Annotated in this window: 20 protein-coding genes, 1 tRNA gene and 1 other RNA gene; 16 read left to right on the top strand and 6 right to left on the bottom strand. The window is 70.1% G+C overall.

What is annotated here, in order from left to right; translation table 11 throughout:
* The first annotated feature begins 71 nt into the window (after positions 1 to 71).
* The 5 genes from AC1VNH_RS06960 (at position 72) to AC1VNH_RS06940 (ending at position 3017) form a co-directional block, all read left to right on the top strand.
* Entirely contained in the window at positions 72 to 848 is a 777-nt protein-coding gene (locus AC1VNH_RS06960) for an SDR family NAD(P)-dependent oxidoreductase (protein WP_483110553.1), read from the top strand.
* A 145-nt stretch (positions 849 to 993) separates the two neighbouring features.
* Positions 994 to 1254, top strand: a complete 261-nt coding sequence (locus AC1VNH_RS06955) for a hypothetical protein (protein ID WP_483110551.1) — start codon at positions 994 to 996, stop codon at positions 1252 to 1254.
* 339 nt (positions 1255 to 1593) lie between these two features.
* Positions 1594 to 2475 carry a helix-turn-helix transcriptional regulator gene (locus tag AC1VNH_RS06950; RefSeq protein WP_483110550.1) on the top strand — a complete coding sequence of 294 codons (882 nt, stop codon included), beginning with the start codon at positions 1594 to 1596 and terminating at the stop codon, positions 2473 to 2475.
* Positions 2476 to 2553: 78 nt separating this feature from the next.
* Complete coding sequence (locus AC1VNH_RS06945) at positions 2554 to 2874, top strand: DUF7882 family protein (RefSeq protein ID WP_483110549.1); 321 nt, start codon at positions 2554 to 2556, stop codon at positions 2872 to 2874.
* Positions 2875 to 2925: 51 nt separating this feature from the next.
* A tRNA-Ser gene (locus tag AC1VNH_RS06940) sits at positions 2926 to 3017 on the top strand.
* 86 nt (positions 3018 to 3103) lie between these two features.
* On the opposite strand, the gene AC1VNH_RS06935 is transcribed toward AC1VNH_RS06940, so the two are convergent.
* Positions 3104 to 3775 (bottom strand): Fic/DOC family protein, encoded by a 672-nt coding sequence (locus AC1VNH_RS06935; RefSeq protein WP_483110547.1) that lies wholly within the window; start codon positions 3773 to 3775, stop codon positions 3104 to 3106.
* Entirely contained in the window at positions 3762 to 3935 is a 174-nt protein-coding gene (locus tag AC1VNH_RS06930; RefSeq protein ID WP_483110545.1) for an antitoxin VbhA family protein, read from the bottom strand. Before AC1VNH_RS06930 ends, AC1VNH_RS06935 begins: the two co-directional genes overlap by 14 nt.
* A 639-nt stretch (positions 3936 to 4574) precedes the next feature.
* Here AC1VNH_RS06930 and AC1VNH_RS06925 point away from each other — a divergent pair.
* Positions 4575 to 4997, top strand: coding sequence for a hypothetical protein (locus tag AC1VNH_RS06925; RefSeq protein ID WP_483110543.1), 423 nt, complete (start codon positions 4575 to 4577; stop codon positions 4995 to 4997).
* 303 nt (positions 4998 to 5300) lie between these two features.
* Positions 5301 to 5705 (top strand): arsenate reductase ArsC, encoded by a 405-nt coding sequence (locus tag AC1VNH_RS06920; protein ID WP_483110542.1) that lies wholly within the window; start codon positions 5301 to 5303, stop codon positions 5703 to 5705.
* Between the two features lie 12 nt (positions 5706 to 5717).
* Here AC1VNH_RS06920 and AC1VNH_RS06915 read toward each other — a convergent pair whose 3' ends face one another.
* From AC1VNH_RS06915 to AC1VNH_RS06905, 3 genes are read right to left on the bottom strand one after another with little or no spacing between them, the layout of a single operon-like run.
* Positions 5718 to 7979, bottom strand: a complete 2262-nt coding sequence (locus tag AC1VNH_RS06915) for a transglutaminase TgpA family protein (protein ID WP_483110540.1) — start codon at positions 7977 to 7979, stop codon at positions 5718 to 5720.
* Positions 7969 to 9201, bottom strand: coding sequence for a DUF58 domain-containing protein (locus tag AC1VNH_RS06910; RefSeq protein ID WP_483110538.1), 1233 nt, complete (start codon positions 9199 to 9201; stop codon positions 7969 to 7971). The genes AC1VNH_RS06915 and AC1VNH_RS06910 overlap by 11 nt, the downstream gene beginning before the upstream one ends.
* Before the next feature lie 4 nt (positions 9202 to 9205).
* Complete coding sequence (locus AC1VNH_RS06905) at positions 9206 to 10213, bottom strand: AAA family ATPase (protein WP_374208993.1); 1008 nt, start codon at positions 10211 to 10213, stop codon at positions 9206 to 9208.
* Positions 10214 to 10323: 110 nt separating this feature from the next.
* Here AC1VNH_RS06905 and ffs point away from each other — a divergent pair.
* The 8 genes from ffs to recR all read left to right on the top strand — a co-directional run bounded on the left by ffs (position 10324) and on the right by recR (position 21644).
* Positions 10324 to 10420, top strand: an RNA gene (gene ffs, locus AC1VNH_RS06900) — signal recognition particle sRNA small type.
* Between the two features lie 36 nt (positions 10421 to 10456).
* The gene (locus AC1VNH_RS06895) at positions 10457 to 11827 is read left to right on the top strand and encodes a CoA transferase (RefSeq protein WP_483110536.1); all 1371 of its coding nucleotides are present in this window, start codon (positions 10457 to 10459) and stop codon (positions 11825 to 11827) included.
* 292 nt (positions 11828 to 12119) lie between these two features.
* On the top strand, positions 12120 to 14258 hold the full coding sequence (gene pta, locus AC1VNH_RS06890; protein WP_483110534.1) for a phosphate acetyltransferase: 2139 nt from the start codon (positions 12120 to 12122) through the stop codon (positions 14256 to 14258).
* Positions 14259 to 14260: 2 nt separating this feature from the next.
* Complete coding sequence (locus AC1VNH_RS06885; RefSeq protein ID WP_483112705.1) at positions 14261 to 15481, top strand: acetate/propionate family kinase; 1221 nt, start codon at positions 14261 to 14263, stop codon at positions 15479 to 15481.
* A gap of 75 nt (positions 15482 to 15556) precedes the next feature.
* Positions 15557 to 16282, top strand: a complete 726-nt coding sequence (locus AC1VNH_RS06880) for an HAD family hydrolase (protein WP_483110532.1) — start codon at positions 15557 to 15559, stop codon at positions 16280 to 16282.
* Between the two features lie 77 nt (positions 16283 to 16359).
* Positions 16360 to 18885 carry a glycoside hydrolase family 65 protein gene (locus AC1VNH_RS06875; RefSeq protein WP_483110530.1) on the top strand — a complete coding sequence of 842 codons (2526 nt, stop codon included), beginning with the start codon at positions 16360 to 16362 and terminating at the stop codon, positions 18883 to 18885.
* A gap of 63 nt (positions 18886 to 18948) precedes the next feature.
* The gene (locus AC1VNH_RS06870; RefSeq protein WP_483110528.1) at positions 18949 to 21051 is read left to right on the top strand and encodes a DNA polymerase III subunit gamma and tau; all 2103 of its coding nucleotides are present in this window, start codon (positions 18949 to 18951) and stop codon (positions 21049 to 21051) included.
* Positions 21051 to 21644 (top strand): recombination mediator RecR, encoded by a 594-nt coding sequence (gene recR / locus AC1VNH_RS06865; protein WP_137417744.1) that lies wholly within the window; start codon positions 21051 to 21053, stop codon positions 21642 to 21644. The genes AC1VNH_RS06870 and recR overlap by 1 nt, the downstream gene beginning before the upstream one ends.
* A gap of 10 nt (positions 21645 to 21654) precedes the next feature.
* On the opposite strand, the gene AC1VNH_RS06860 is transcribed toward recR, so the two are convergent.
* Positions 21655 to 23022: a threonine/serine exporter family protein gene (locus AC1VNH_RS06860; RefSeq protein ID WP_483110527.1), complete on the bottom strand. Its 1368-nt coding sequence runs from the start codon at positions 23020 to 23022 to the stop codon at positions 21655 to 21657.
* A gap of 227 nt (positions 23023 to 23249) precedes the next feature.
* Between AC1VNH_RS06860 and AC1VNH_RS06855 the strand changes: the two genes are divergently transcribed.
* Positions 23250 to 24536 carry an aspartate kinase gene (locus AC1VNH_RS06855; protein WP_309735598.1) on the top strand — a complete coding sequence of 429 codons (1287 nt, stop codon included), beginning with the start codon at positions 23250 to 23252 and terminating at the stop codon, positions 24534 to 24536.
* The last annotated feature ends 5 nt before the right edge of the window (positions 24537 to 24541 follow it).

The raw sequence follows: 24541 nt of genomic DNA, 5'->3' as shown, positions 1-24541 counted from the left end.
ACAGGTGTCAGATAGATTGCCTAGACTGCTGTCGAGCAGCGACGCCGCCCGGTCGTCGCGGGAAGGCAGTCATGGCACGTTTCGACGGCAAGGTCGCGATCGTCACGGGAGGCGTCTCCGGGATCGGAGCGGCGATCACGCGTCGTTTGGTGGATGAGGGTGCTCGGGTCTTCGTCGCCGACATCAACGCCGAAGCGGTCGCCGCCGCGGGTGCGACCTTCGGTGACAACGTCGCGGGACTCGCGACCGACGTCACCGACGAGGGTGAGATGACGGCGCTCTTCGACGGCGCGCGGGAGAGATTCGGGCGTATCGACGCGGTCTACAACGTCGCGGGCGGATCGCGGCCCGGTCGCGTCGTGGACATGGACCTCGCGACGTGGGACTTCAACATTCGTCTCAACCTCTACGGCGCCTTCCTCGGCACCAAGCTCGGCGCCGCGCACTTCCTCGCCGAGGGCCAGGCGGGCGCGATCGTGAACATCGCATCGCTCAACTCGCTCGTTCCGATGCACTTCGGCGCGGGGTACTCGGCCGCCAAGGCCGGTGTCGTGATGCTCACGAAGAACGCGGCACTCGAGCTCGCCGGCGACGGCATCCGCGTCAACGCGGTCTCGCCGGGTCTCGTGGCGACCCCGCTCACCGACGGCCTCATGAGCATGCCCGGTGTTCCCGACGCGTACATGGCCCGCATCCCGGCCGGCCGTCCGGCCGAACCCGAGGAGATCGCCGGCGTGGCGCTGTTCCTTGCGTCGGATGACGCCGCGTATGTGAACGGGGAGAACGTCGTCGTCGACGGCGCCTGGCAGACCAGCGGCTACCCCGACCTGCGCCCCTTCCTCGGCTGAGGCCGTGCACGGGCGACTCCGAGGGTCGCCCGTGCACGCGTAGGCGAGCAGCAGACGATAAGTCAAGCCTCAGCTGTTTGCTACCGGCCGAGCGCACAGTGGAGGAAACCCCACGGAGCAGGAGGCGACGATGACGCTGCAGATGATGCCAGAGAATCGTACGCCCGCAGCCGATACCGCCCCCGAGGTCGCGCTCGCCGTGCCCGAGGCGCCGGTTCTGCGCTGGGAGCGCATCGCCCCCGAACGCTACCGGGCCCTGCGCGGCGACGAGTGCGTCGGATTCGTGGACGTCGTCGGCGCGGTCTTCGTCGTGCTCGCCGGATCCCGCTACGACCGCGCAGAGGAGATCGCCCAGACGCTCGACTTCGACAGGGTGACGGAGCTTCTGGAGGATTCGTCGGCCTGAGTGCGCCCGACGCTCCCGTGCCTCGCCGTCGGCGGTGGGACGCGGATATGCCAGATCGCGTATCCGGTGTCAACCCTCTTTGTTCGTGCACGAACGACCTCGATTCTCGTTGCTGTCACGCGGCTGCGTGTGGCGGATACTTCCCGCGTGGATCGGATCGATACCGAGCCGGCGGGCGGGTGATCGCACAGGGTGGGGATGCGCCGTGATCGGCGCGCGAGGAGGGCAGTTGGGCAGGTTGGATTCCACGGTCGTCGTTTCAGGTGACGGGGCGTGAACCAGGGAGCACCCTCCCGCCGTGGACTGCAGACGGATGACCCGCAACGCGCGCAGGAATCGGTGAGCGAGCTCTTCAACACCTCGATGGTTCTGACGGCCGACCCGCCGGCCGGATTCCGCTACCAGATGGCGGCCGTGAGTGACAGCACCCTCATGGCCACGGCGCTCCGCTTCGGCGGATCGAACCGCACGGACGCCGAGGAGTTCCCCCAGTTCATCGTCGCCCACGCGGTCGCCGGCCGTCATCGGTGGTCGGTGGGCCAGGAGAGCGGCGACGGCCGCATCCCGTTCCTCGTACCGCCGGCGACCGCGTTCTCGGCACGTTTCACCCAGCTTCAGCTGCGGGCGGTCAGCCTCGACGCCGACACGTTCCATCGGGTGCTGCGCGGGATGCTGGGGGAGGAGCCGCCGCGGCTTCGGACCGACCGGGTCAACGGCAGCGCGCAGCGCCACTCGATCGTCGCCGAGACGCTGCGCTTCATCGAGGCGACCCTGCTCGCCGACGAGACTGTGGCCACGTCGCCGCTCCTGCGCGCCCAGTTCACGCACCAGCTCGTGGCGACCATCGCGACTTCCTTCCCACTGTTGGGCGAGCACTCGCACACGCGCGCACAGAGCTCGCCGCGCACCGTGCGCCGGGCGATCGCGTTCATGGAGGAGCATGTCGCCGAACCCATCACCATCGGCGACGTCGCGCTCGCCGCGGGGACGTCGGTGCGCGGTCTGCAGCTCGCCTTCCGGCGCTCGTACGAGATGTCGCCGTCGGCGTTCCTGCGCCGCATCCGGCTCGAGGGGGCGCACGCGGATCTGATGGCGGCGGATGCGGGCGCTCGTACGGTGCGAGAGATCGCGGCCCGCTGGGGGTTCGCCCACACGGGCCGCTTCGCACATCTCTACGCCGAGGCGTACGGCGAGCCGCCGTCGCACACTCTGCGTCGCTGAGCGCGCGTCGGGGACATTTCGTGCGCGCCGGGAGCGGGTCGTTCCGGCCATCGCCCGGACTCGCATACCGTGAACGGCATGGGACAGATCTTCTACGGGACGGGCGAGACCGCGGTCGAGATCGAGGATCGCGCCCTCGCGCACCTGAAAGTCGTCATCGCCACGAAGCTGCGCCGCGGCGAGAGCTTCACGGTCTCTCTCACGCATCCGGACAGCGAGGAGGGCGGGCGCAGCACCCTCTGGTTCGCCCCCTCCATCCCGCTGAGATTCGTGTTCGACGACCCGGAGCCCGCCGAGATCAGCCGGGACTGGATCGAGGAGCTCGCGCGTTCGGCCCACTCCTCGGGTGGGATCGTGCTCCTTCCGGAGCACGATGAGCCCGGGGGCGGCGCGGGGTGAGCGGCGGCCGCGCGCGGGTGACGGCGACCGCCCGTGTTAGGATCGCTCCTTGGAAGTGTGTCCGAGCGGCCTAAGGAGCATGGCTGGAATCCATGTAGGCGGGGTAACTCGCCTCGCAGGTTCAAATCCTGTCACTTCCGCCACAAGATGAGCGTCACCCCCTCCGCGGGGTGGCGCTCATCTTCCTTCTGTGGACTGCCCGGGAGAGCTTCAGTGCAGCGATCTCGGCTTACGTCTCGTGTGGCCGTATCGCCAGACGCTTGATCTCGTCGGCTGACCAGTCCCCGCGCGCCTGCGCATCCGACGCCGTCACGACTTTGTCGAACATGCGGACCAACGGTCCGAGGTCTTGTTGGTCGGACCCAGCCCGTGCGGCGAGATGGTTCTCCTCGCCGTGGACGGGGCGCCAGTCGAGTTGCCATCCAGCGGCCGATGCGACGCGATTCCAGTAGATGCGCTGCATCCGTCCGTTTCCCTCGCGGAAGGGGTGGACGTAGTTGATCTTCTCGTAGTGATAGGCGAGTTGCTCGACGAACTCCTCACGGCTGAGGCCGACGAGGTGGTCGGCCTCGGCCAGCTCACTGAAACAGTTGCTAGCTGCTAGCTCGATGAAACCTACGGGGAGGAAGAACTCGGCGCCGGGCACGTTCTTTCGGACGTCGATCGTCCTCAGCTGCCCCGCCCAATCGTAGACATCTTGGAACAGGTGAAAATGGATCCGCATCAGCTCCTGCAGATCATTCGTCCCCGGAACCGGCTCGTCGAGCAGTTGAAGTGCTCGCACAAAGGAGAGGTCGGCTTCGGCGGCGCTGAGATCCTCGGCGGAGGTTAACCCGAGACGGTTCCGCAGGACATTCGTTCCCGGGAGCAGATAGGGATCAATAACCTCAGGAGAGGCCATATCGGGTGCGAACCCGGTCGACGAGCTCGCTCGAGTCGATCGTCCCGGCAACGTATGCGTCGGCGTCAGTGCGGGTTGCTTTGCTGATGCGCAGCCCTTCGATCTCGGCGCTGTGGATTGCCGCCTCGACATTCTTCGCCCGCACTGCGGTGGTCTTCATTTCCACTCCCGTCCGTTCTATCCAGTCTACGAGCCACGGCGGACTCTCAGGGGAACCGCGGGCACCTACCGTGTGATCATTGACGCGTCGCGAGCCAGCCCAGGAGCCGTTCCGTCTCTCTGCTCAGTCGAGAGCCCCGTCGACGCGAAGGCCTGGGCGGGGTTCTTGCATGTGCACTGTTCCGACGTGTCTAGACGCTCACCAGGGTGGCCTCGGGGTTCCAGCGTCGCCGGGACGGTTGCTCCACTTTTCGGCGGGAACGAGGCTACATCGTTGCCGGACTGGGGAATCCTCCCCATCGCATATCGCCGCTGCCCGAAGTTACCGTCGCTTGTAGTTCTGTAGCTCATCGCGTTCCGCACCTTCCCTGGGGGAATCCGCACCATGACCCGACCTCGCCGCCGTTTCTGCCGTACGTCTGTCCTTCTCGCTGCCGTTCTCCTCTCCGAAGCAGGACTGCTCACAGCCTGTGCAAGCTCGTATGGAGGCGATTCGGCCGCATCGCAGCAGGGCGATGTGGCCGAATCGCCTGCCGGAGGGTCTAGTGGGGGCGGCGCAGACACCGCGCCTGACCTCAACTCCCGCGATGGGTGGTGCAAAGCTGCCTTCGCAGCCAGCGGGCTCGAGAGCATCTACGCGATGGACACTGCCTCGGAACGCAACCGGGGGAACATCGGCAACGACGCGCTCGGGTTCGCGTGGAACTGCGTGTTCTATAACGCGGACAACACCTGGGGCTTCGCTGCGAGTTGGACGCCGTCGACGATGAAAGACACGTCGGAATCGCTCTCCGACGCGCTCGAAGTGTTCAACCCTCTGGTGGTGCCCAAGGCGACCCAGTGGAACGGTGCCGAGGGAGTCTTCGCCTACGGCGTCGACGGCCTCAAAGCCATGCAAGTTCAGGCTGGCGCAGTAATGCCCGGAGCCGACGGCTCGCCCGGATTCCTGTTCATCGCGACGAACGCAAACGAAGGCGCCATGACTGAGAGCCAGGCCCACGCGGCCGCCAGCAGCGTCCTCGCTTTCGCGACGGCCAACCCGCCGGGGAACTTCGCCAACTGAGGGGCGCAGTGACCCCAAGCCATCCTTGGGCCAGCGTGCTGACAACGCACTCGTGACAGCGTTCGTCCTCAAGCGCAGCAGCCGCTTCGTCCCCCTGCCCAGTTCGAAAGTAATCGCGTGGCCTTCGCCTCGCACGGAGCGGGTGGTTACTCGTTCCGGCGACGCTCGACCAGGACCGTGTCACGCCATTGTCCGACCCACGGCCCGTAGGTCATGAAAATGATCCGCTCTCTGCCCGCCGCACCGTTCCTCTCGCTCACCACGACCACGCCCAACCGCTCCTGACCGGAACCGAGGAACGTCATGACCGACTCCACCAAGCCCGCCGTCCTCTTCGTCTGCGTGCACAACGCCGGCCGCTCACAGATGGCCGCGGGCTACCTCCGAGCCCTCGCCGGCGATCGTATCGATGTCTTCTCCGCCGGGAGCGAGCCCGGCAACGCCATCAACCCCGCGGCCGTCGCGGTCATGGCCGAAGAGGGGATCGATCTCTCCGGCGCCACCCCGCAGATCCTCACTACAGATGCCGTTCGCCAGGCGGATGTCGTCATCACCATGGGATGCGGGGACGCATGCCCGATCTTCCCCGGCAAGCGCTACGAGGACTGGCAGCTCACGGATCCGGCGGGCCAGCCTGTTGAGGTCGTGCGCGAGGTCCGCGACGACATCAAGGGCCGCGTCGAGAAACTCATCGCCAGCCTCGGCTAGGAAGCCCCTGGTCTACAGAGGTGTGCGGGCGTGCTCGTGCCAGCCCACACCGGCCGCTGTTGTGCCGGGACGGATGACGAGAGAGCGCGGTGCGACGACGGCGAGGATGCGGCGCGGGCCGGTCGCCGCATCCATCAGTCCTCGGCGCACGCGCGAGGCCCCCGCGGCGAGGCTGTCTCCGTCATCGCCGGACGACGCGGATGCGGGCGCGTAGCTGGCGTGCTCGATGGCGTTCACGAGCAGCCGCAGATCGTCCGCCGGAGCCCCCGTAGCGACGAGGCGCTCCGCCAGTGCTCGCGGGGACGCGCTCGCAGGCACCGGCAGGCCCAGATCGATCGCGGACTCTTCGACGAGCAGCCACGCGGCGCGCGCATCGCCCCGCGCGGCGAGGACCAGGCGCCGGCGACGTCGCAGGCCATGCGCGAGCGCGGGAGCGGCGAGCACCAGGATCGCGGCGACCGTCACCCACACGGCGGGAACGATGGCGCCGGTTCCGGCGCTGCCGTTGACGGCGCCCGCCTGCGGGCTGTCGGGCGTGTCCGGGCGCTCGGTCGCGGCCGTGGTGGGCGTCGCCGCAGCCGTCGGCTCGGGGGATGCCGAGTCGACCTGATCGGGCGAGGTGCCCACGCCGCTGGAGAACACGGTCGGCACGCCCAGGCTGTTGGTCGGCTCGAACGGCACCCACCCGATGCCCTCGAAGTACACCTCGGGCCAGGAGTGCAGCAGGTCGCTCGAGACCGAGTAGACGAGGTCGCCGTCGATGCGATCCGTCGTGGGGGTGCCGGGCAGGTAGCCGATCACGATGCGCGTCGGCATGCCCAGCGACCTCGTCATGGCGGCGAAGGCGGATGCGAAGTGCACGCAGTATCCACTGCGCACCTCGAGGAACTGTCCGATCGCGTCGACGCCCGCCCCGTCGAATCCCTCCTGGACGGGCGCGTCGAGCGAGTAGGTGAATTCGCTCGAACGGAACCAGCGCTGCAGGGCGAATGCCGCGTCGTAATCGTTGCTCGTGTCCGTGGTCACGGCTCGGGCGAGCTCGGAGACGTTGGCGGGGGTGTCGTCGGGGATCTCACGCAGCTCCGGGTCGACATCCGCTCCGCGCGAGGTCGCGGCGCGGATCTGCTCCAGCGTCGGAGTGGGCGTCTCGGTGATGACCTCGTAGCTCTGACCGCGTGAGTCGCCGTCCTCACTGACGACTGTGCGGTTGTCGGCCACGATGCCCCAATCGCCCGTGAGCCCGCCGATCGCCGTCGCGGGGAAGGGGATGGGCAGGTACGGGGTGTTCAGCTTCACGATGTCGATCTTCGTGTCGGCGCTGACGCGAGGGATGTCGGGGTCGGTGCGCACCGGGCCGAACCCCGGCCCTTCGCCCACGGGAGTCGCATCGCGCTCGTCCGGCCGCCAGACCTCGCCCGCGAAACTCGACAGCGTGACCGCGCGCAGGTACGGCGCGCGGGACTCCGACGAACGCACCCGCAGCACCTCCACCGGGTTCGGCCGGCGCAGGTCATCGCCGAGACGCAGTGTGGGGTTGATGCCGCTGCTTCCAGCGCCGCTGACTGCCGCATCGCCGTCGGGGGCGGGGAGCAGCGGTGTGACGATCACGGCCACCGCGATGGATGCGACCGCGATGACGGCGGCGGACGCGGCGGCGGGTGCGCCGCGCGGGCCGGTCCTGCCGCGGCGGGTGCGCGTATCGGTCGCAAGCAGGAACAGGATGCTGGCGGCCAGCAGCACGAAGGCGAACATATCCATCGGCGCCGGAACCGCGATCGTGGGCACGACCGCTACCGCGACGAGGGCGATGGCGGCAAGCAGCGGCATCCGCGTCGTGAGCACGACATGGTCGAGGACGATGGCGAGCGCGCCGATCGCGGCGACCACGAAGAACGACAGCGCGGGTGTGGCGGTCAGCGGCGCCGCTCCCACCGCCATCTCCTGAATCGCGGAGGTGACCAGCGCGCCCACCGCATCGAACGACGCGGGGGAGGGGACGAGCCCGCCCCAGGCGCTGTCGCGCAAGTAGAGGAGCGTCAGGGTGAGCGCCCACACGACGATGTCGATGCCGGTGACCACCAGCCCCGCCACGCCGACGCGGCGCAGCACGGCGCCCAGGGCGAGGATGACCGCGGCGAGCCCGAGTCCCGCCGCCACCCAGGCATCGGGGGCGATGACGCGCATCACCGGAAGCGTCGTGGCGACGAGCGCGACGAACACGCCGACGGCGAGCGCCGCCTGCCCCTGGGCGCGCGTGGTCTTCTCAGCCGGCATGGGGGAGCCTCTCCGATACCGCGTCACGCCACGCATCTGCGACATCGCGACCGAGCGCGGCCGCCGTCCACCCTGTCGCCGCATCGAACGCCCCCGGAGCGGGAGCAGTGCTGAGCAGCACGGGGAACGCGCTGTGGTGGCCCACGGCGGCGAGCATCGCCGCATCCGTCTGCGACAGCGCGCCGGTCACGAGCACGAGCGGACCCGTCGTCTCGCCCGCGAACAGACCCGCGAGCGCACCGAGACGGTCATCCAGTCGTGCCTGCACCGTCGCCAGCATCAGCATCGCCGCCTCGAGCGCCGGCGCATCCGCCGGCTCCACGTGATCGCACAGCGGGGTGCCGTCGGGCTCGATGAGCGCGACCGTGTAGCCGTCGGCGACGAGTCGTGCCAGCGCGGAGGCGACCGCGCCGACAGCCGCCTCAAAGGCGGGATCGGAGCCGGTGGCCTCTGTGGCCTCGGGGGAGAACCGCCCCAGCGCGCGATCGAAGACGATGGTCGCCTCGGGCGAGCTCTCCTGCTCCTCCTGCCGCACCATGAGCTCGTCTCGGTGGGCGGACGCGCGCCAGTGGATGCGCCGCATGGAATCCCCGGGCGCCCACGGGCGGGCGATCACGTCGTCGGTGCCCTGCCCCAGCCGGTTCGTCGCGCGCGAGAGGCTGCCGCCGGAGGCTCCGGCCACACCCGCCAGCGAGATGAGTTCCTGGACCTCGGGGGTCACCACCAGCCGGGTCAGCTCACCCTGGGCGACCGTGCGACGGGCGATGCCGAACGGGTCGAGCGAACTGAGCTCGAAAGGGCCGATCCAATGGATGCCGCGACGGAGCACCCGGGCCCGGTAGCCCACGACGACCTCGCGATCGTCACGACTGAATCCGGAGGAGACGGCGGGGAAGGTGCCGGGGCCACCGCCCTCGATGCCGTCCGGCATCGTGTCGTGCCAGCGTCCACCGGAGGTGGGAAGCGCCGTGCGAGCCCCGACCCGCACGGTCACCTCGACCTCGTCGCCCGCATCCGGGACGGCGGGCACGACGGTGCGGGTGACGTCGGCGCGGCCGCGCGCGGCGAACACGGCCACCAGCGCCGCGACCACCAGCGAGACGAGGAGCAGACCCACGAAGACCAACTCGACGAGTCCCAGCTGGTTCGCGGCGGCGAAGCAGGCGAGAGCGAGCACGAGGGCGCCGGTTCCCCGCGCCGTGAGCGGCCAGCTGCGTCTCATGCGCTCACGTGCGCGCGGCGAGCGGAACGCGGACGCTGTCGATGATCCGCTCCAGGATCTTGGGCACCGAGTGCGAATCCGCGCCTCGGGTGCTGGACGAGCGCGTCGCGATGAGCCGGTGCGCGAAGACGGGCACGACGAGCGCCGCGATGTCGTCGGGGATGACGAACGCCCGTCCGTCGAGCGCCGCCCACACCTTCGCGGCCCGCACCAGCTGGAGGGTCGCCCGGGGGCTTGCGCCCAGGCGCACCTCCGGGTGGGTGCGCGTCGCGTGGGCCAGGGCCACCGCATACTCCTCGATGGCGGGCGCGACGTGGATGCGCCGGGCCCACGCGATGAGCTCCAGCACCTCACGCGCGTGCACGACGGGGCGGATGTGGGACAGCGGGTTCTCGGTCTCGCGCTGTCGGAGCATGAGGGCCTCGGCCGCCGCATCCGGATACCCCATCGAGATGCGCATCATGAAGCGGTCGCGCTGCGCCTCGGGCAGTGCGTACGTCCCCTCCATATCGAGAGGGTTCTGGGTCGCGACCACGAGGAACGGATCCGGGAGGTGATGCGCCTCGCCGTCGACGGTCACCTGACGTTCCTCCATCGCCTCCAGCAGTGCCGACTGCGTCTTGGGGGAGGAACGGTTGATCTCGTCGGCGATGACGATGTGCGCGAAGACCGCGCCGCGCTTGAACTCGAACTCGCGGGCCACGGGGTCGAACACCGACACGCCCGTCACATCGCCCGGAAGCAGATCCGGCGTGAACTGGATGCGGCGCACGGTCGCGTCCACGGACGCCGCCAGCGCACGGGCGAGCATCGTCTTGCCGACGCCGGGGACGTCTTCGATGAGCAGGTGTCCCTCGGCGAGGAGTGCCACGAGGGCGCTGCGCACCGCATCCGGTTTGCCGTCGATGACGGTGGCGACGCTCTTGCCGATCGCGCGCGTCAGGCGCATGAAGCGCTCGGCGTCCATCGCGGAATCGACCTCGTCGGTGAGGACTCGTGCGGTATCGGTCATGCCGGATGCCTTCCCGTCGGCGCGATCGTGTCCCGATCGTAACGTGCGCGGCGCAGTACGAGGCGGCGTATTCGCCGTGAGCGACGGCGTGCGGGCTGGGTTAGACTTGTGGCAGCTCTCCGCGAGGCGGCATCCAGGCCAACTCCCCCAGGACGGAAACGTAGCAAGGGTAACCAGGCTCTGCCGGGTTCGCGGAGAGTCTTTCTTTTCCCGCCGGCGGTGCGACGAGCGTAGGGTGGCGCCGTGCACCCGGAGACCGAGCGGGACGACCTCCGGGTCATCCTCGACGTCAGAGGCGACGTCCAGGTGAGCGGGGCGGCCGGTCTCGACGGTGCTCTGCCGGTGTCGACCCTGGCCACCATGGCCATGAGCGCGCTCGCTTCTGCTGTCGACGCTCTGCTTCGGAGCGCAGATCTTGCGCCCGGCGCCGAGGTGCGGGTCGAGCGGCCCCTCGTCGACGCGTGGCTCGGCCGCCACATCCGCCCCGCGCAGGGGTCGTTCCCCTCGCCGTGGGATCCCTTCTCGGGCGCCTTCGCCACGGCCGACGGCTCATGGATCCGCACGCACGCCAACGCGCCCCGCCATCGGGCGGCCCTGCTGGCCGCACTGGCGCTGCCCGACGCGCAGACCGTCGAGGAACTGTCCGCCGCGATCGCCGACCGCGGCGCCGAAGAGCTCGAGTCGGCCATCGTCGCCGCGGGCGGCGCGGCGGCGGCGCTGCGCACCCGGGCCGAGTGGATGCGGTCCGCGCCCGGCTCCGCTGTCACCGCGGAACCTCTCATCGCCCGCACCGAAACCGCACCCGCGCGCGCGGGCTCGACCTGGCATCCCGAGTCGGCGAGACCCCTCGCGGGTCTGCGCGTGCTCGATCTGACGCGCGTCATCGCGGGGCCCGCCGCCACACAGGTGCTGGCAGGTCTCGGCGCCGACGTTCTGCGCGTCGACCCCGACACCTGGGACGAGCCCGCTGTGCTCCCGTATGTGATGGCCGGCAAGCGCTCCGCCCGCCTGGATGCGACCACGCCCGCCGGGCGCCGTGCGCTCGCCGACCTGCTGGCTGAGGCCGACGTGCTCGTGCACGGCTACCGCGCGGGCGCCGTCGACCGGCTGGGGCTGGGGGAGAGCGAACGGCAGCGCCTGCGCCCCGGACTCGTGGAGGTCGGCGTCCGCGCGTACGGCTGGAGCGGACCCTGGGCCGGCCGGCGGGGATTCGATTCGCTCGTGCAGTTCTCCACCGGAATCGCGGAGATCGGCATGCGGCACGCGGACGCGTCGGCGCCCGTGTCGCTGCCCGTGCAAGCTCTCGACTGGACGACGGGATACCTCGCGGCGGCCGCAGCCGTGACCGGTCTCACCCGCCGCCACGTCACCGGCCGCGGCAGCACGTGGCGACTGTCGCTCGCCCGCACCGCGCACGCGCTCACCGCCCTGGCGCCGGAGGCCTCCGCATCCGCATCCGGCGGCGCCGGTTCCGTGTTCGGTGCGGAACAGCGGATCGAGACGCCCGACGGTGCGCTCCTGCTCGCACCGCCTCCTTTCCGCGTGGGCGAGGCGACCCTGCGCTTCGACCGCGCGGCGACCCGCCTCGGCGGCGACTCGCCCGCCTGGCTCTGACCCGCCCCGCATTCCCGCCCCGGCATCCGCCTCACCGCGAGACTGTCCCCACGCCCTCTCCACGCCCGCTGCGCGGACGCGGAGCCTCTGGGCGCGTGGGCCCACCTCGAGCACGAGATCACTGTCATCACCCGTGATCTCGTGCGAAAGATGCAGTCTCGCGAGAAGTGAGGGCCGAGGGGGCGGATACGTGAGGGGGATGCGGGCAGGGGAGAGGGGCTGCCGGGGGAGCGGATTTTATTCACGGACGCCTCATCTGGCTCCTCGCATAAGGCGCGCCTAGGCTGATCGGGTGGCTCAGAGCATCCTCATCACGTCCGCGGAAGGTCATTCGGGAAAGTCCACGATCGCATTGGGAGTGCTCGAAGCACTCAGCCATGCGACCGCGCGCGTCGGCGTCTTCCGCCCCATCGCCCGTTCGACGACGGAGCGCGACTACGTGCTCGAGATGCTGCTCGACCACGACGGCGTTGACCTCGCCTACGACGACTGCATCGGCGTCGGCTACGACGACATGCACGCCGACCCGGATGCGGCCCTCGCGCGCATTGTGGAGCGATACAAGACGGTCGAGGCGCAGTGCGACGCGGTCGTCATCCTCGGCAGCGACTACACGGATGTCGGCAGCCCCGCCGAACTCGGATACAACGCCCGCATCGCTGCGAACCTCGGCGCCCCGGTGCTGTTGGTCGTGGGAGGCCGCGCCCAGCAGGGCCAGGCCGAACAGCTCGGTGCGAGCGACCCGCGCACGCCCGCCGACATCGCCCAGATCGCGAAGCTCTCGGTCGGCGAGCTGCGCCAGGCCCGCGCGGAGCTCTTCGCCGTGGTCGCCACCCGCGTCGACCCCACGATGCTGGACGAGACCGTCGAGGCCGTCCGCGAGATCGTCCCCGCCGGCATCGAGGTGCCGGTCTGGGCGCTTCCCGAGGACCGCTTCCTTGTGGCACCGACGGTGCGCGGGGTCATGCGCTCCGTCGACGGAACGCTCGTCAAGGGCGACGAAGAGCTGCTCACGCGCGAGGTGCTCGGCGTGATCGTGGCCGCCATGAGCCCCGCCAACGTGCTCCCGAGGCTCAGCGACGGGGCCGTCGTGGTGATCCCCGCCGACCGCACCGAGGTGCTTCTGGCGACGCTGCTCGCGCACGCCTCGGGCACGTTCCCGTCGCTGTCGGCCATCGTCCTCAACGGCCCGTTCCCGCTGCCGGCCGACATCGACCGCCTGATCGACGGCCTGGGTTCGCGGCTGCCGATCATCGCGACCGACCGCGACACCTACGACACCTCCGTGCGCATCATGAACACGCGCGGTCGCCTGGCCGCCGACTCGCAGCGCTCCTACGACACCGCGCTCTCGCTGTTCGAACGGCACGTCGACGGCGTCGAGCTGACGCGTCTGTTGGGACTTGCCAAGCCCACTGTCGTCACGCCCCTCATGTTCGAGTACGGCCTCGTCGAGCGGGCGCGCTCGAACCGCCGCCGCATCGTGCTGCCGGAGGGAGACGACGACCGCGTGCTGCGCGCCGCCGCCACCGTCCTCGCCCGCGGCATCGCCGACCTCATCATCCTGGGCGAGGAGGTCGAGGTCCGCTCACGCGCGCTCGAGCTCGGCATCGACATCGCCGCGGCGCAGGTCATCAGCCCCTTCGATCCGGTGCTGGTGCAGAAGTTCGCCGAGGAGTACACGCGCCTTCGCGAGCACAAGGGCATGACCATGGCCCGCGCGGCCGACACCGTCACCGACGTCTCCTACTTCGGCACGCTCATGGTGCACCTCGGCCTCGCCGACGGCATGGTCTCGGGTGCCGCCCACACGACAGCCCACACCATCCGCCCGGCGTTCGAGATCATCAAGACGCGTCCGGGCGTCGGCGTCGTCTCCAGCGTGTTCCTCATGGCGCTCGCCGACCGCGTGCTGGTCTACGGCGACTGCGCCGTCATCCCCGACCCCACCGCGCCGCAGCTGGCCGACATCGCGGTCTCCTCCGCGGAGACCGCCGACCGCTTCGGCATCGAGCCGCGGGTCGCGATGCTCTCCTACTCGACCGGCGAGTCGGGTTCGGGAGCGGATGTGGAGAAGGTGCGCGAGGCCACCGTCATCGTGCGCGAGCGGGCGCCGGAGCTTCCCGTCGAAGGCCCCATCCAGTACGACGCGGCCGCGGACGCCGCCGTCGCCTCGAAGAAGATGCCCGGCTCGCCCGTCGCCGGTCGCGCCACGGTCTTCGTCTTCCCCGACCTCAACACCGGCAACAACACCTATAAGGCCGTGCAGCGCTCGGCCGGGGCGATCGCGATCGGCCCCGTCCTGCAGGGTCTGAACAAGCCGATCAACGACCTGTCGCGCGGTGCGCTGGTCGAAGACATCGTCAACACCATCGCGATCACCGCGATCCAGGCTCAGGGCGATGCGCCCGCATCCGAAGGGAAGGCATGAACGTGAGCGTCGTTCTCGTCATCAACAGTGGCTCGTCCTCGTTCAAGTACCAGCTGCTGGACGTCGAGACCGAGACGGCGCTGGCGTCCGGGCTCGTCGAGCGCATCGGCGAGGGCATGGGAGCGGCCAGCCACAAGGTGCACTTCACGGGTGTGGGGGCGGCGGCGGTCGATGCGACCTACACACAGGAGCTGCCGATCCCCGACCACGCCGTCGGTTTCCAGGTGATGCTCGACGCCTTCGCCGAGCACGGTCCGTCGCTCACCGAGAACGCCCCGGTCGCCGTCGGTCACCGCGTCGTCCAGGGCGGCGCGCGCTTCTTCCAGCCCACGCTCATCACCGACCTCGTCGAGATCAACATCGATGAGCTCTCGGTGCTGGCCCCGTTGCACAACCCCGGCGCGGTGCAGGGGATCCGCGCGGCGCGTGCGGCCTTCGGCGACCTGCCCCACGTCGCGGTCTTCGACACGGCGTTCCACCAGACGCTGCCGCCGGCGGCCTACACCTACGCCATCGATCGCGCCATCGCCCGCAAGCACCGCATCCGCCGATACGGGTTCCACGGCACGAGCCACAAGTTCGTCTCGGAGTCCGTCGCCGAATACCTCAGCCGCCCGCTGCGCAGCCTCAAGCAGATCGTGCTCCACCTCGGTAACGGCGCATCCATCACCGCCATCGACGGCGGACATTCGGTCGAGACGTCGATGGGGCTCACCCCGCTCGAGGGGCTCGTGATGGGTACCCGCTCGGGAGATCTGGACCCGTCGATCCTGCTCGTGCTGGCGCGACGCGAAGAGATGTCCCCGGCGGAGCTCGATGCATTCCTGAACAAGAGCAGCGGGATGCTGGGGCTCGCCGGAGTGTCTGACATGCGCGACATCGAGGACCGCCGCGAGGCCGGCGACGGTCCCGCGTCGCTCGCCTTCGACGTGTACATCCATCGCCTTCGCGCCTACATCGGTTCCTACATCGCCCAGCTCGGCGGCGTCGACGTGATCTCCTTCACGGCAGGCGTCGGCGAGAACTCGCCCCTCATCCGCGCCGCGGCCCTGGAGACGCTCGGATTCCTCGGCATCAAGCTGGATGCGGCCGCCAACGAGGAGCGGCGCAAGGGCATCCGGACGATCTCCACCCCGGACTCGTCGGTGACCGTGCTCGTGGTGCCCACGAACGAGGAGCTGGAGATCGCGCGGCAGGCACTTGCCGTCGCCCGCGTCGCCTGAGCGCGCGCGACACCGACGCGTAACCTGCCGCGACTACGCTGGGTGCGCCCGATCGAGCGCAACTTTGGAGGCTTCGTGACCGACCTGCCCGATCTGTCGTCCTACGACGCCGTGCTCTTCGACCTCGACGGGGTGCTCACCCCGACCGCCGAGGTGCACATGCACGCCTGGCAGACGATGTTCGAGGAACTGTTCGCCGCGTGGGGCATCACCCCGCCCTACACGGAGCAGGACTACTTCCTTCACCTGGACGGCAAGAAGCGCTACGACGGCGTCGCGAGCCTGCTGCGCTCGCGCGACGTCGAGGTGCCCTGGGGCGAGCCGGACGACGATCCGTCCGCTGACACCGTCTGCGGCATCGGCAACCGGAAGAACGAGGTCTTCGCGCGGGTCCTGCGCAGCGAGGGGATCGCACCGTACCCCGGCTCGCTCGCTCTGGTCGACCGGCTTCGCGAGAAGGGCGTTCCCGTCGCCGTCGTCTCCAGCTCGAAGAACGCCGAAGAGGTGCTCGCCGCCGCCGGCATCCGTGATCGGTTCGCGGTCGTGATGGACGGCGTCGTCGCCGAGCGGGAGAATCTCGCGTCCAAGCCCGCGCCCGACGTGTTCCTGGGCGGCGCCCGGATGCTGGGCGTCGACCCCGCTCGCAGCGCCGCCGTCGAGGATGCGCTGAGCGGAGCCGAATCCGCCGCCACGGCCGGGTTCGCCCTCGTGGTGGGCGTCGACCGCGGCGTCGGTGCCGAGGCGCTTCGCGCCGCCGGCGCGGACGTGGTCGTCGACGACCTCGCCGCCTTCGTAGACTGAGCCGGTTCTGTCGCGATACCCGATCGCATCTGCTTCACCCGTATCCCCTGGCCGTGTCATCGGCGGAAGGCATGTTCATGATCGATAGAGACCGTTTCCCGGTCGACCCGTGGCGACTCGTCGAGCGTTCGTTCGACATCGACGAGGCGGGCGTCACCGAGACGCTGTTCACCGTGGGCAACGGATACCTGGGGCTCAGGGGCAACCAGCCCGAAGGGCGCTTCGGCCACGAGCAGGGCACCTTCATCAACGGCTTCCACGAGGTGTTCCCGATCCGTCACGCCGAGCAGGCCTACGGGTTCGCCGAGGTCGGCCAGACGATCATCAACGCCCCCGATGCCAAGGTCATGCGCGTCTACGTCGACGACGAGCCGCTCTCGTTCGACGTCGCCGAGATCCTCGAGTACGAGCGCAGCCTCGACCTGCGCGACGGTGTGCTGCGGCGCCACCTCCTGTGGCGCACGCCCTCCGGCAAGGAGGTGCGCATCGACTTCGAGCGCATGGTGTCGTTCGAGGAGAAGCACCTCGCGCTGATGAGCATCGAGGTGACGGTGCTCAACGCCGACGCCCCCGTGACGATCAGCTGCCAGCTCGTGAACCGCCAGGACGGCGAGGACGTGTACGGCGGCCGGCCCGCGAGCAAGCTCAAGGCCGGCTTCGACCCCCGCCGCGCCGAGCGCATCGAGGAGCGGGTTCTGCAGCCGCAGGAGTTCTGGCAGGACGGCGCGCGCTCGGTGCTCAGCTACAAGGTGACGCACTCGGAGATGACGCTCGCCGTCGCCGCCGACCACATCGTCGAGACCGCGAACGAGTACACGGCGCGCACCCTCATCCAGCCCGACATCGCCAAGAACGTGTTCCGCGTGCAGGCGAAGGCCGGGATCCCCGTCAAGGTGACGAAGCTCGTGAGCTACCACACCTCGCGCGGGGTGCCGGCGGCGGAGCTCGTCGACCGGTGTCGCCGCACGCTCGACCGCGCCGGCCAGGAAGGTGTGGCGACGCAGTACGCCGTGCAGCGCGCCTGGCTCGACGCCTTCTGGGACCGCTCGGACGTGCGCATCGCCGGTCACGACGACCTGCAGCAGGCCACCCGCTGGTGCCTCTTCCAGCTCGCGCAGGCGGCGGCGCGCGCCGACGGACTGGGCGTGCCCGCCAAGGGTGTGTCGGGTTCGGGATACAGCGGGCACTACTTCTGGGACACCGAGGTGTACGTGCTGCCCTTCCTCACGTACACGAGCCCGCACTGGGCGCGCAACGCCCTGCGGATGCGGGTGCACATGCTCCCCGACGCGCGTCGTCGCGCCTTCCAGCTCAACGAGGCGGGCGCGCTGTTCCCGTGGCGCACGATCAACGGCGAGGAGGCCTCGGCCTACTACGCCGCCGGCACCGCGCAGTACCACATCAACGCCGACGTGAGCTTCGCGCTCGCCAAGTACGTGCGCGCCACCGGCGACGTCGACTTCCTCTACCGCGAGGCGGTCGACATCGCGGTCGAGACCGCGCGGCTGTGGAACTCCCTCGGCTTCTGGCGCGACGAGGTCGACGGGGCGGACTCGTTCCACATCCACGGCGTCACCGGTCCCGACGAGTACACGACGGTCGTCAACGACAACCTCTTCACGAACGTCATGGCGCGCTTCAACCTGCGCTTCGCCGCCCGCACGGTGCGCGAGATGGAGCTGGCCGCTCCCGAGGCGTACCGCCTCATGGCCGACCGCCTGGGACTGGACCCGGAGGAGCCGGAGATCTGGGAGAAGGCGGCGGATGCGATGCACATCCCCTTCAGCCCGGCGCTCGGCATCCACCCGCAGGACGCCGTGTTCCTCGAGCGCGAGGTGTGGGACCTGGAGAACACCCCGGACGAACAGCGTCCGCTGCTGCTGCACTTCCACCCGCTCGTGATCTACCGCTACCAGGTGCTGAAGCAGGCGGATGTGGTGCTCGCGCTGTTCCTGCAGGGCAACCACTTCACCGAGGCGGAGAAGCTCGCCGACTTCCAGTACTACGACCCGCTGACCACCGGCGACTCGACCCTGTCGGGCGTCGTGCAGTCGATCCTGGCGGCGGAGGTCGGCTACCAGGACCTCGCGCTGGAGTACTTCCTGGACTCGATCTTCGTGGACCTCGCCGACCTCCACAACAACGCGGCGGACGGTGTGCACGTCGCCTCCGCGGGCGGCGTGTGGGCGTCGCTGGTCTCCGGCTTCGGCGGGATGCGCGACCACTACGGCGAGCTCACGTTCGACCCGCGGCTGCCCGCCGCGTGGCCCGAGCTCTCCTACGCGCTCACGTGGCACGCGTCGCACCTGGACATCACGCTGCGCCGTGAGGAGATGATCGTGCGCAACCGCGCTGGGGGAGAGGACGTCGCCTTCTCCGTGCGCGGTACCGCCTACACGATCTCCCCCGACGAGGAGCTCGTCGTGCCGCTGGCCACGCAGGGTCCCGTGCGCGCAGGGCGGCCGACGCTGCAGATGTTCGCGGATGTGAGGCTCGAGGACGGCACGCTGCTGTCGGCATCCGTGCCCACGCTCACCGCTTCGCTGCCCGTCGTGACCGGGCCCACGCTCATCGGCGACGACCAGGCGCACTTCGATGCCTGACCCGACGTCGCGGCGGGCGAACGCACCCGCCGCGACGTCGGTGGCACGCCGTAGGCTACTGGGGTGACCACAGCCCTCTACCGCCGGTACCGTCCCGAGGCGTTCGGTGAGATGATCGGGCAGTCCCAGGTGACCGACCCGCTCATGACGGCCCTGCGCGGCGACCGCATCGGCCACGCCTACCTCTTCTCCGGCCCCCGCGGATGCGGCAAGACGACGAGCGCCCGCATCCTCGCGCGCTGCCTGAACTGCGCCGAGGGTCCCACCGACACCCCGTGCGGCACGTGCGACAGCTGTGTCGAGCTCGGCCGCGGCGGCGGCGGGTCCCTCGACGTCGTCGAGATCGACGCGGCCAGCCACAACGGTGTCGACGACGCGCGCGATCTGCGCGAGCGGGCGATCTTCGCCCCGGCTCGCGACCGGTTCAAGATCTTCATCCTCGACGAGGCGCACATGGTCACCCCGCAGGGGTTCAACGCGCTGCTGAAGCTCGTCGAGGAGCCGCCCGCGCACGTCAAGTTCATCTTCGCCACGACCGAGCCCGAGAAGGTCATCGGCACCATCCGCTCGCGCACCCACCACTATCCGTTCCGGCTGGTTCCGCCCGCGGCGATGCTCGAGTACGTGCAGCACATGTGCGAGACCGAGGGTGTCTCGGTCGAGCCCGGGGTGCTGCCGCTGGTCGTCCGCGCGGGCGGCGGGTCGCCGCGAGACACGCTGTCGCTGCTCGACCAGCTCATCGCCGGATCCGAGAATGCGGCGATCGGCTACGAGCGTGCGGTCGCCCTCCTGGGCTACACGCACGCCGAACTGCTCGACGAGGTCGTCACCGCCTTCGGCGACCTCGACGCCGCCTCCGCGTTCGCCGCCGTCGACCGGGTCGTTCAGACCGGGCAGGACCCGCGGCGTTTCGTCGAAGACCTGCTCGAGCGTCTTCGCGATCTCATCGTCATCGCCGCCACCGGTGCGGGTGCGTCCGCCGTGCTGCGCGGCATCCCGTCCGACGAGCTCGAGCGCATGTCGCGTCAGGCCGAGATCATCGGCACCGCGCGCCTCTCGCGCACCGCCGACATCGTCGTGGCCGCCCTCGACGAGATGTCGGGAGCCACCTCGCCGCGCCTCCAGCTGGAGCTCATGGTCGCCCGGGTTCTCGCGAACGCTCCCACCGTCGGCGCGCCTCCCGCCGCCCCCGCGGCGGCGCGTCCCGCCTCGGCTGCCCCGGCCGTCGCCCCCCGCGCGGCCGAGCCCGCGGCCGTGCCGGTCCCGCCGGCGCCCGTGCCGGTCGCAGAGCCCGCCCCCGCCCCGTCCGCGCCTGAGACGCCTGCCCCGTCCGCCCCCGTCGCCGAGTCGGCGCCGCAGGCCGCGCCCGCGGTCGACGTTCCTGCGGGCCCCGTCACGGTGCAACGACTGCGTGACGCGTGGCCCGAGGTCCTCGGCCGCCTCGAGACCATCAGCCGCAGCTCGTGGCTGATCGCGACGGCGGCTCGCGTCGCGGCGCTCGAGGGCGACATCCTCACCCTCAGCTTCCGAAGCCAGAGCGACATCGCTGCGTTCAAGAAGCGCACGGCGGGTGCCGGACCCAGCGAAGATCTCCGCCAGGCGATCCAGGGCGTGCTGGGCATCCGGGTCAAGTACATCGCGCGCCACGACCAGGACACCGACCCCGCCCCGTCCTCGGATGCGGCTCCCGCCGCGCCGTCCGCGCCGCCGCGCGCGGAACCGCCCGCTGCGCCGGCCGAGCGTCCGGGTCCTGCTCGTGCGTCCTCCGTGGCTCCGGTCACCGAGTGGGCCGTGGCGCCGATCCCCGCCTCGGATGCGGGGGAGTCGCCCGCGGCGCCCGTCGCCCAGCTGGCCGTCGACGAGGAGCCCGAAGACGCCCAGGCGTCTGCGACGCGCACGCTGACGGTGGCGCCGCCCGCGGGGGCCGTGCTGCCCGCCGCCGAGGTCGCGACCTCGTTCGAGCCGGAAGAGCCGGTCGATCCGGCGGACGAAGAGATGTACCCGACGGATGTGGCGGCCATCCCGCCCGTCGTCCCGCCGCCCGCGCCCGTGCGCTCCGCGCCGGCCGACGGCATCCAGCGCTACGGCGAGGCCGTGGTGCGCCAGGTGCTCGACGCCCGCTTCGTGCGTGAAGAGCCCTACCAGCAGCCGACGAGGTTCTCCTGATGTACGACGGCATCGTCCAGAACCTGATCGACGAGTTCGGCCGTCTGCCGGGGATCGGCCCGAAGTCCGCGCAGCGGATCACGTTCCACATCCTGCAGACGCCGAACTTCGACGTCTCCCAGCTCGCGCAGCTCCTCGTCGAGGTGCGCGAGAAGGTGCGCTTCTGCGAGATCTGCGGCAACGTGTCCGAGCAGGACCGCTGCGCGATCTGTCGGGATCCGCGACGCAACGAGACGCTCATCTGCGTCGTCGAAGACGCGAAGGACGTGGCGGCGATCGAACGTACCCGCGAGTTCCGCGGGCTCTACCACGTGCTCGGCGGTGCCATCAGCCCGATCGCGGGCGTCGGGCCCGACGACCTGCGCATCACGCAGCTCATGCAGCGCCTCGCCGACGGCACGGTGCAGGAGGTGATCCTCGCCACCAACCCGAACCTGGAGGGCGAGGCGACGGCGACCTACCTGAGCCGTCTGCTGACGACACTGTCGATCCGCGTGACCCGCCTCGCCTCCGGCCTGCCCGTCGGCGGTGACCTGGAGTACGCCGACGAGGTGACGCTCGGACGGGCCTTCGAGGGCCGCCGCGCCATTTGAGCGACCGGCGTCAGCCGCTGCGTCCCGGCCCGTCGTAGCGTCGCAGCCTCGCGCGCGAGCGGGTCACACCCGACAGCGACGCCCGCACGGGCTGCCCGAGGTACAGGCCCAGTGACGCGCCGACGGCGAGGCTGATCCCGATGACGGCCGCGTTCACGAGCGTCGCGAACCCGGTCATCATCACCGCGGTGTCGCCCGCGGACTCGACGACACCGAGAAGCCCGCGGAACACCGCGGCGCCCGGCACCATCGGCAGGATCGCCGCCGTCGTCACCGCCACCGACGGAACGTGGAGACGGAAGGCGATCACGATGCCCACGAAGCTCGCCACGAAGGCTCCGATGCCGCTCGCCGCGGCGACCTCCAGTCCCGCTGCGGAAGCGGCCGTGTAGCCGCCCCACGCGACCAGGCTCAGCAGCGCGCTCACGGCGACCACGCGTCCGCCGGCGCCGTTGAAGACGGCGACCGCGATCGCGATGATCGACGCGCCGACGAACTGCATGACCGGCGGCCCGAGCGGCAGGGCCGTGTCGGGCGGCTCCATCGCGAGTCCCATCACCCGCACGGTCTCGAGCCCCGCGAGGATGCCGATCACGACGCCGATCGTCTGCGTGACGAGCTCCAGGATGCGGCCGGTGGCCGTCAGGGCGAAGCCGTCGATCGCGTCCTGCGCCGCTCCGACCACGGTGAGGCCCGCGAGCATGAGCACGATCCCGGCGGCCACGATGACAGAGGGGCGGATGTCGTCGGCGCCGGGGACGCCCAGCACCGCGAGAAAGCGGCTCATCGCCGCGATGACCGTGAGTACGAAGGCGCCGGCGACCTGGCTGAAGAAGTACGGCACGCGCGCCTTCGCGAGCGCGAACTGCGTGAGGGCGGCGCAGGCCGCCCCGGTGAACGCGAGTGCGATGAGCAGCCAGTTGGCGCCGAACATGACCGCGACACCGACCGCCAGTGCGCCCTGGGCCGTGATGACGGCGGCGGGCGGATAGCGGAACGGCGCGCGTCGGATGCGGCGCGCAGCCGTCTGCGCGTCATCCAGGCCCATTCCGGCGGAGATGTCGGCAAGGAGCGCCTGGAGCCGCATCAGTCGATCGTGGTCGGGGGTGCTGCCGCGCACGACGCGCAGGAGTGTGACGGGGCGGGCGGCGCCCGAGCGGTGGTAGGCCGCGGTGATCGAGTTGTACGTGACGTCCACGTGCACCGGTGTCAGGCCGTACACCTCGCACACGCGCACGATCGTCAGGGTGACCTCGCTCGCGGGAGCGCCGGCGACGAGCATCGTCTCGCCCATCCGTACCGCGAGATCCAGGATGCGGACGCTGAGGGCGTCGTCGACGACGGGGAGGAGATCCGTCGTGTCCGCGGGCGGTTCCACGCGTCGGCGGGCGGGCCTGAAGAACCTCGGCAGGGCGGGGCGGGGGGACATCGAGTGCGTCGGCCTCCGTGTCAGCGGTGTCCTCTCGAGCGTAACCGGCGAGCTCTGAGCCCGCCGTCACATGGCGGGGATGGAATGCCGGGCTGCCTAAGATGGAGCGTTGGACGCCGCATCCGAGCGTTCCATCGTCGTCGCGCCGGACACGGCGCATCCCCGGGAGCAGCACAGTGGCGTTGATCGTCCAGAAGTACGGCGGGTCGTCGGTCGCCGACGCCGAGAGCATCAAGCGCGTCGCGAAGCGCATCGTCGACACCCGTCGCGCCGGCCACGACGTCGTCGTGGCCGTCAGCGCGATGGGCGACACGACCGACGAGCTCCTCGACCTGGCGAACGAGGTGGCACCGATCCCCGCCCCCCGCGAGCTCGACATGCTGCTCTCCTCGGGCGAGCGCATCTCGATGGCGCTGCTGGCCATGGCGATCCACTCGATGGGCTTCGAGGCGCGCTCGTTCACCGGCAGCCAGGCCGGAATGATCACCGATGCCAAGCACGGTGCGGCCCGCATCGTCGATGTGACCCCGGTGCGCCTGCGCGAAGCGCTGGACGAGGGGGCGATCGTCATCGTCGCCGGATTCCAGGGCTTCAACCGCGACACCCGCGACATCACGACCCTCGGCCGCGGCGGCTCCGACACCACGGCCGTCGCGCTGGCCGCAGCCCTGGGCGCCGACGTCTGCGAGATCTACAGCGACGTCGACGGCATCTTCACCGCAGACCCCCGTGTCGTCCCGCGCGCGAGGAAGCTTCCCGTCGTCTCGACGGAGGAGATGCTGGAACTCGCCGCCAACGGCGCGAAGGTGCTGTACATCCGCGCGGTCGAGTACGCGCGCCGTCACGGCGTCGTCATCCATGCGCGGTCGACCTTCAGTTCGAGCGAGGGCACCTACGTGCTCGACGCGCAGCAGCGTTCCGCCTACATCCCCGAGGGAGAAGCCATGGAAGAGCCGATCGTCGCCGGCGTCGCCACCGACCTCAGCCAGGCCAAGATCACCGTCATCGGTGTTCCGGACGTGCCCGGCAAGGCCGCGGAGATCTTCAAGATCGTCGCCAAGTCCGGTGCCAACGTCGACATGATCGTGCAGAACGTGTCGGCTGCAGCGACCGCCCGCACCGACATCTCCTTCACTCTGCCCAAATCGGATGCGGCCGCCGCGCTGAAGGCCCTGGCGGCCGACCAGCTGGATGTCGGCTTTGAGGCGCTCGTGCACGACGACCAGATCGGCAAACTGTCTGTCGTGGGTGCGGGTATGCGCACGAACTCGGGAGTCAGCGCGACCCTGTTCGAAGCGCTGAGCACGGCGGGCATCAACATCGAGATGATCTCCACCTCGGAGATCCGCATCTCGGTCGTGCTGCGTGCCGACGACATCGCGGAGGCTGCGCGGGTCGTGCACACGGCCTACGGTCTCGACGGCGAGGGCGACGCGGTCGTCTACGCCGGCAGTGGGCGCTGATCGGG

The organism is Microbacterium sp. KU4F (genome assembly GCF_056868075.1).
The sequence above is the reverse complement of the archived record's forward strand: the minus strand, read 5'-3'. Positions and strand labels throughout refer to the sequence as shown.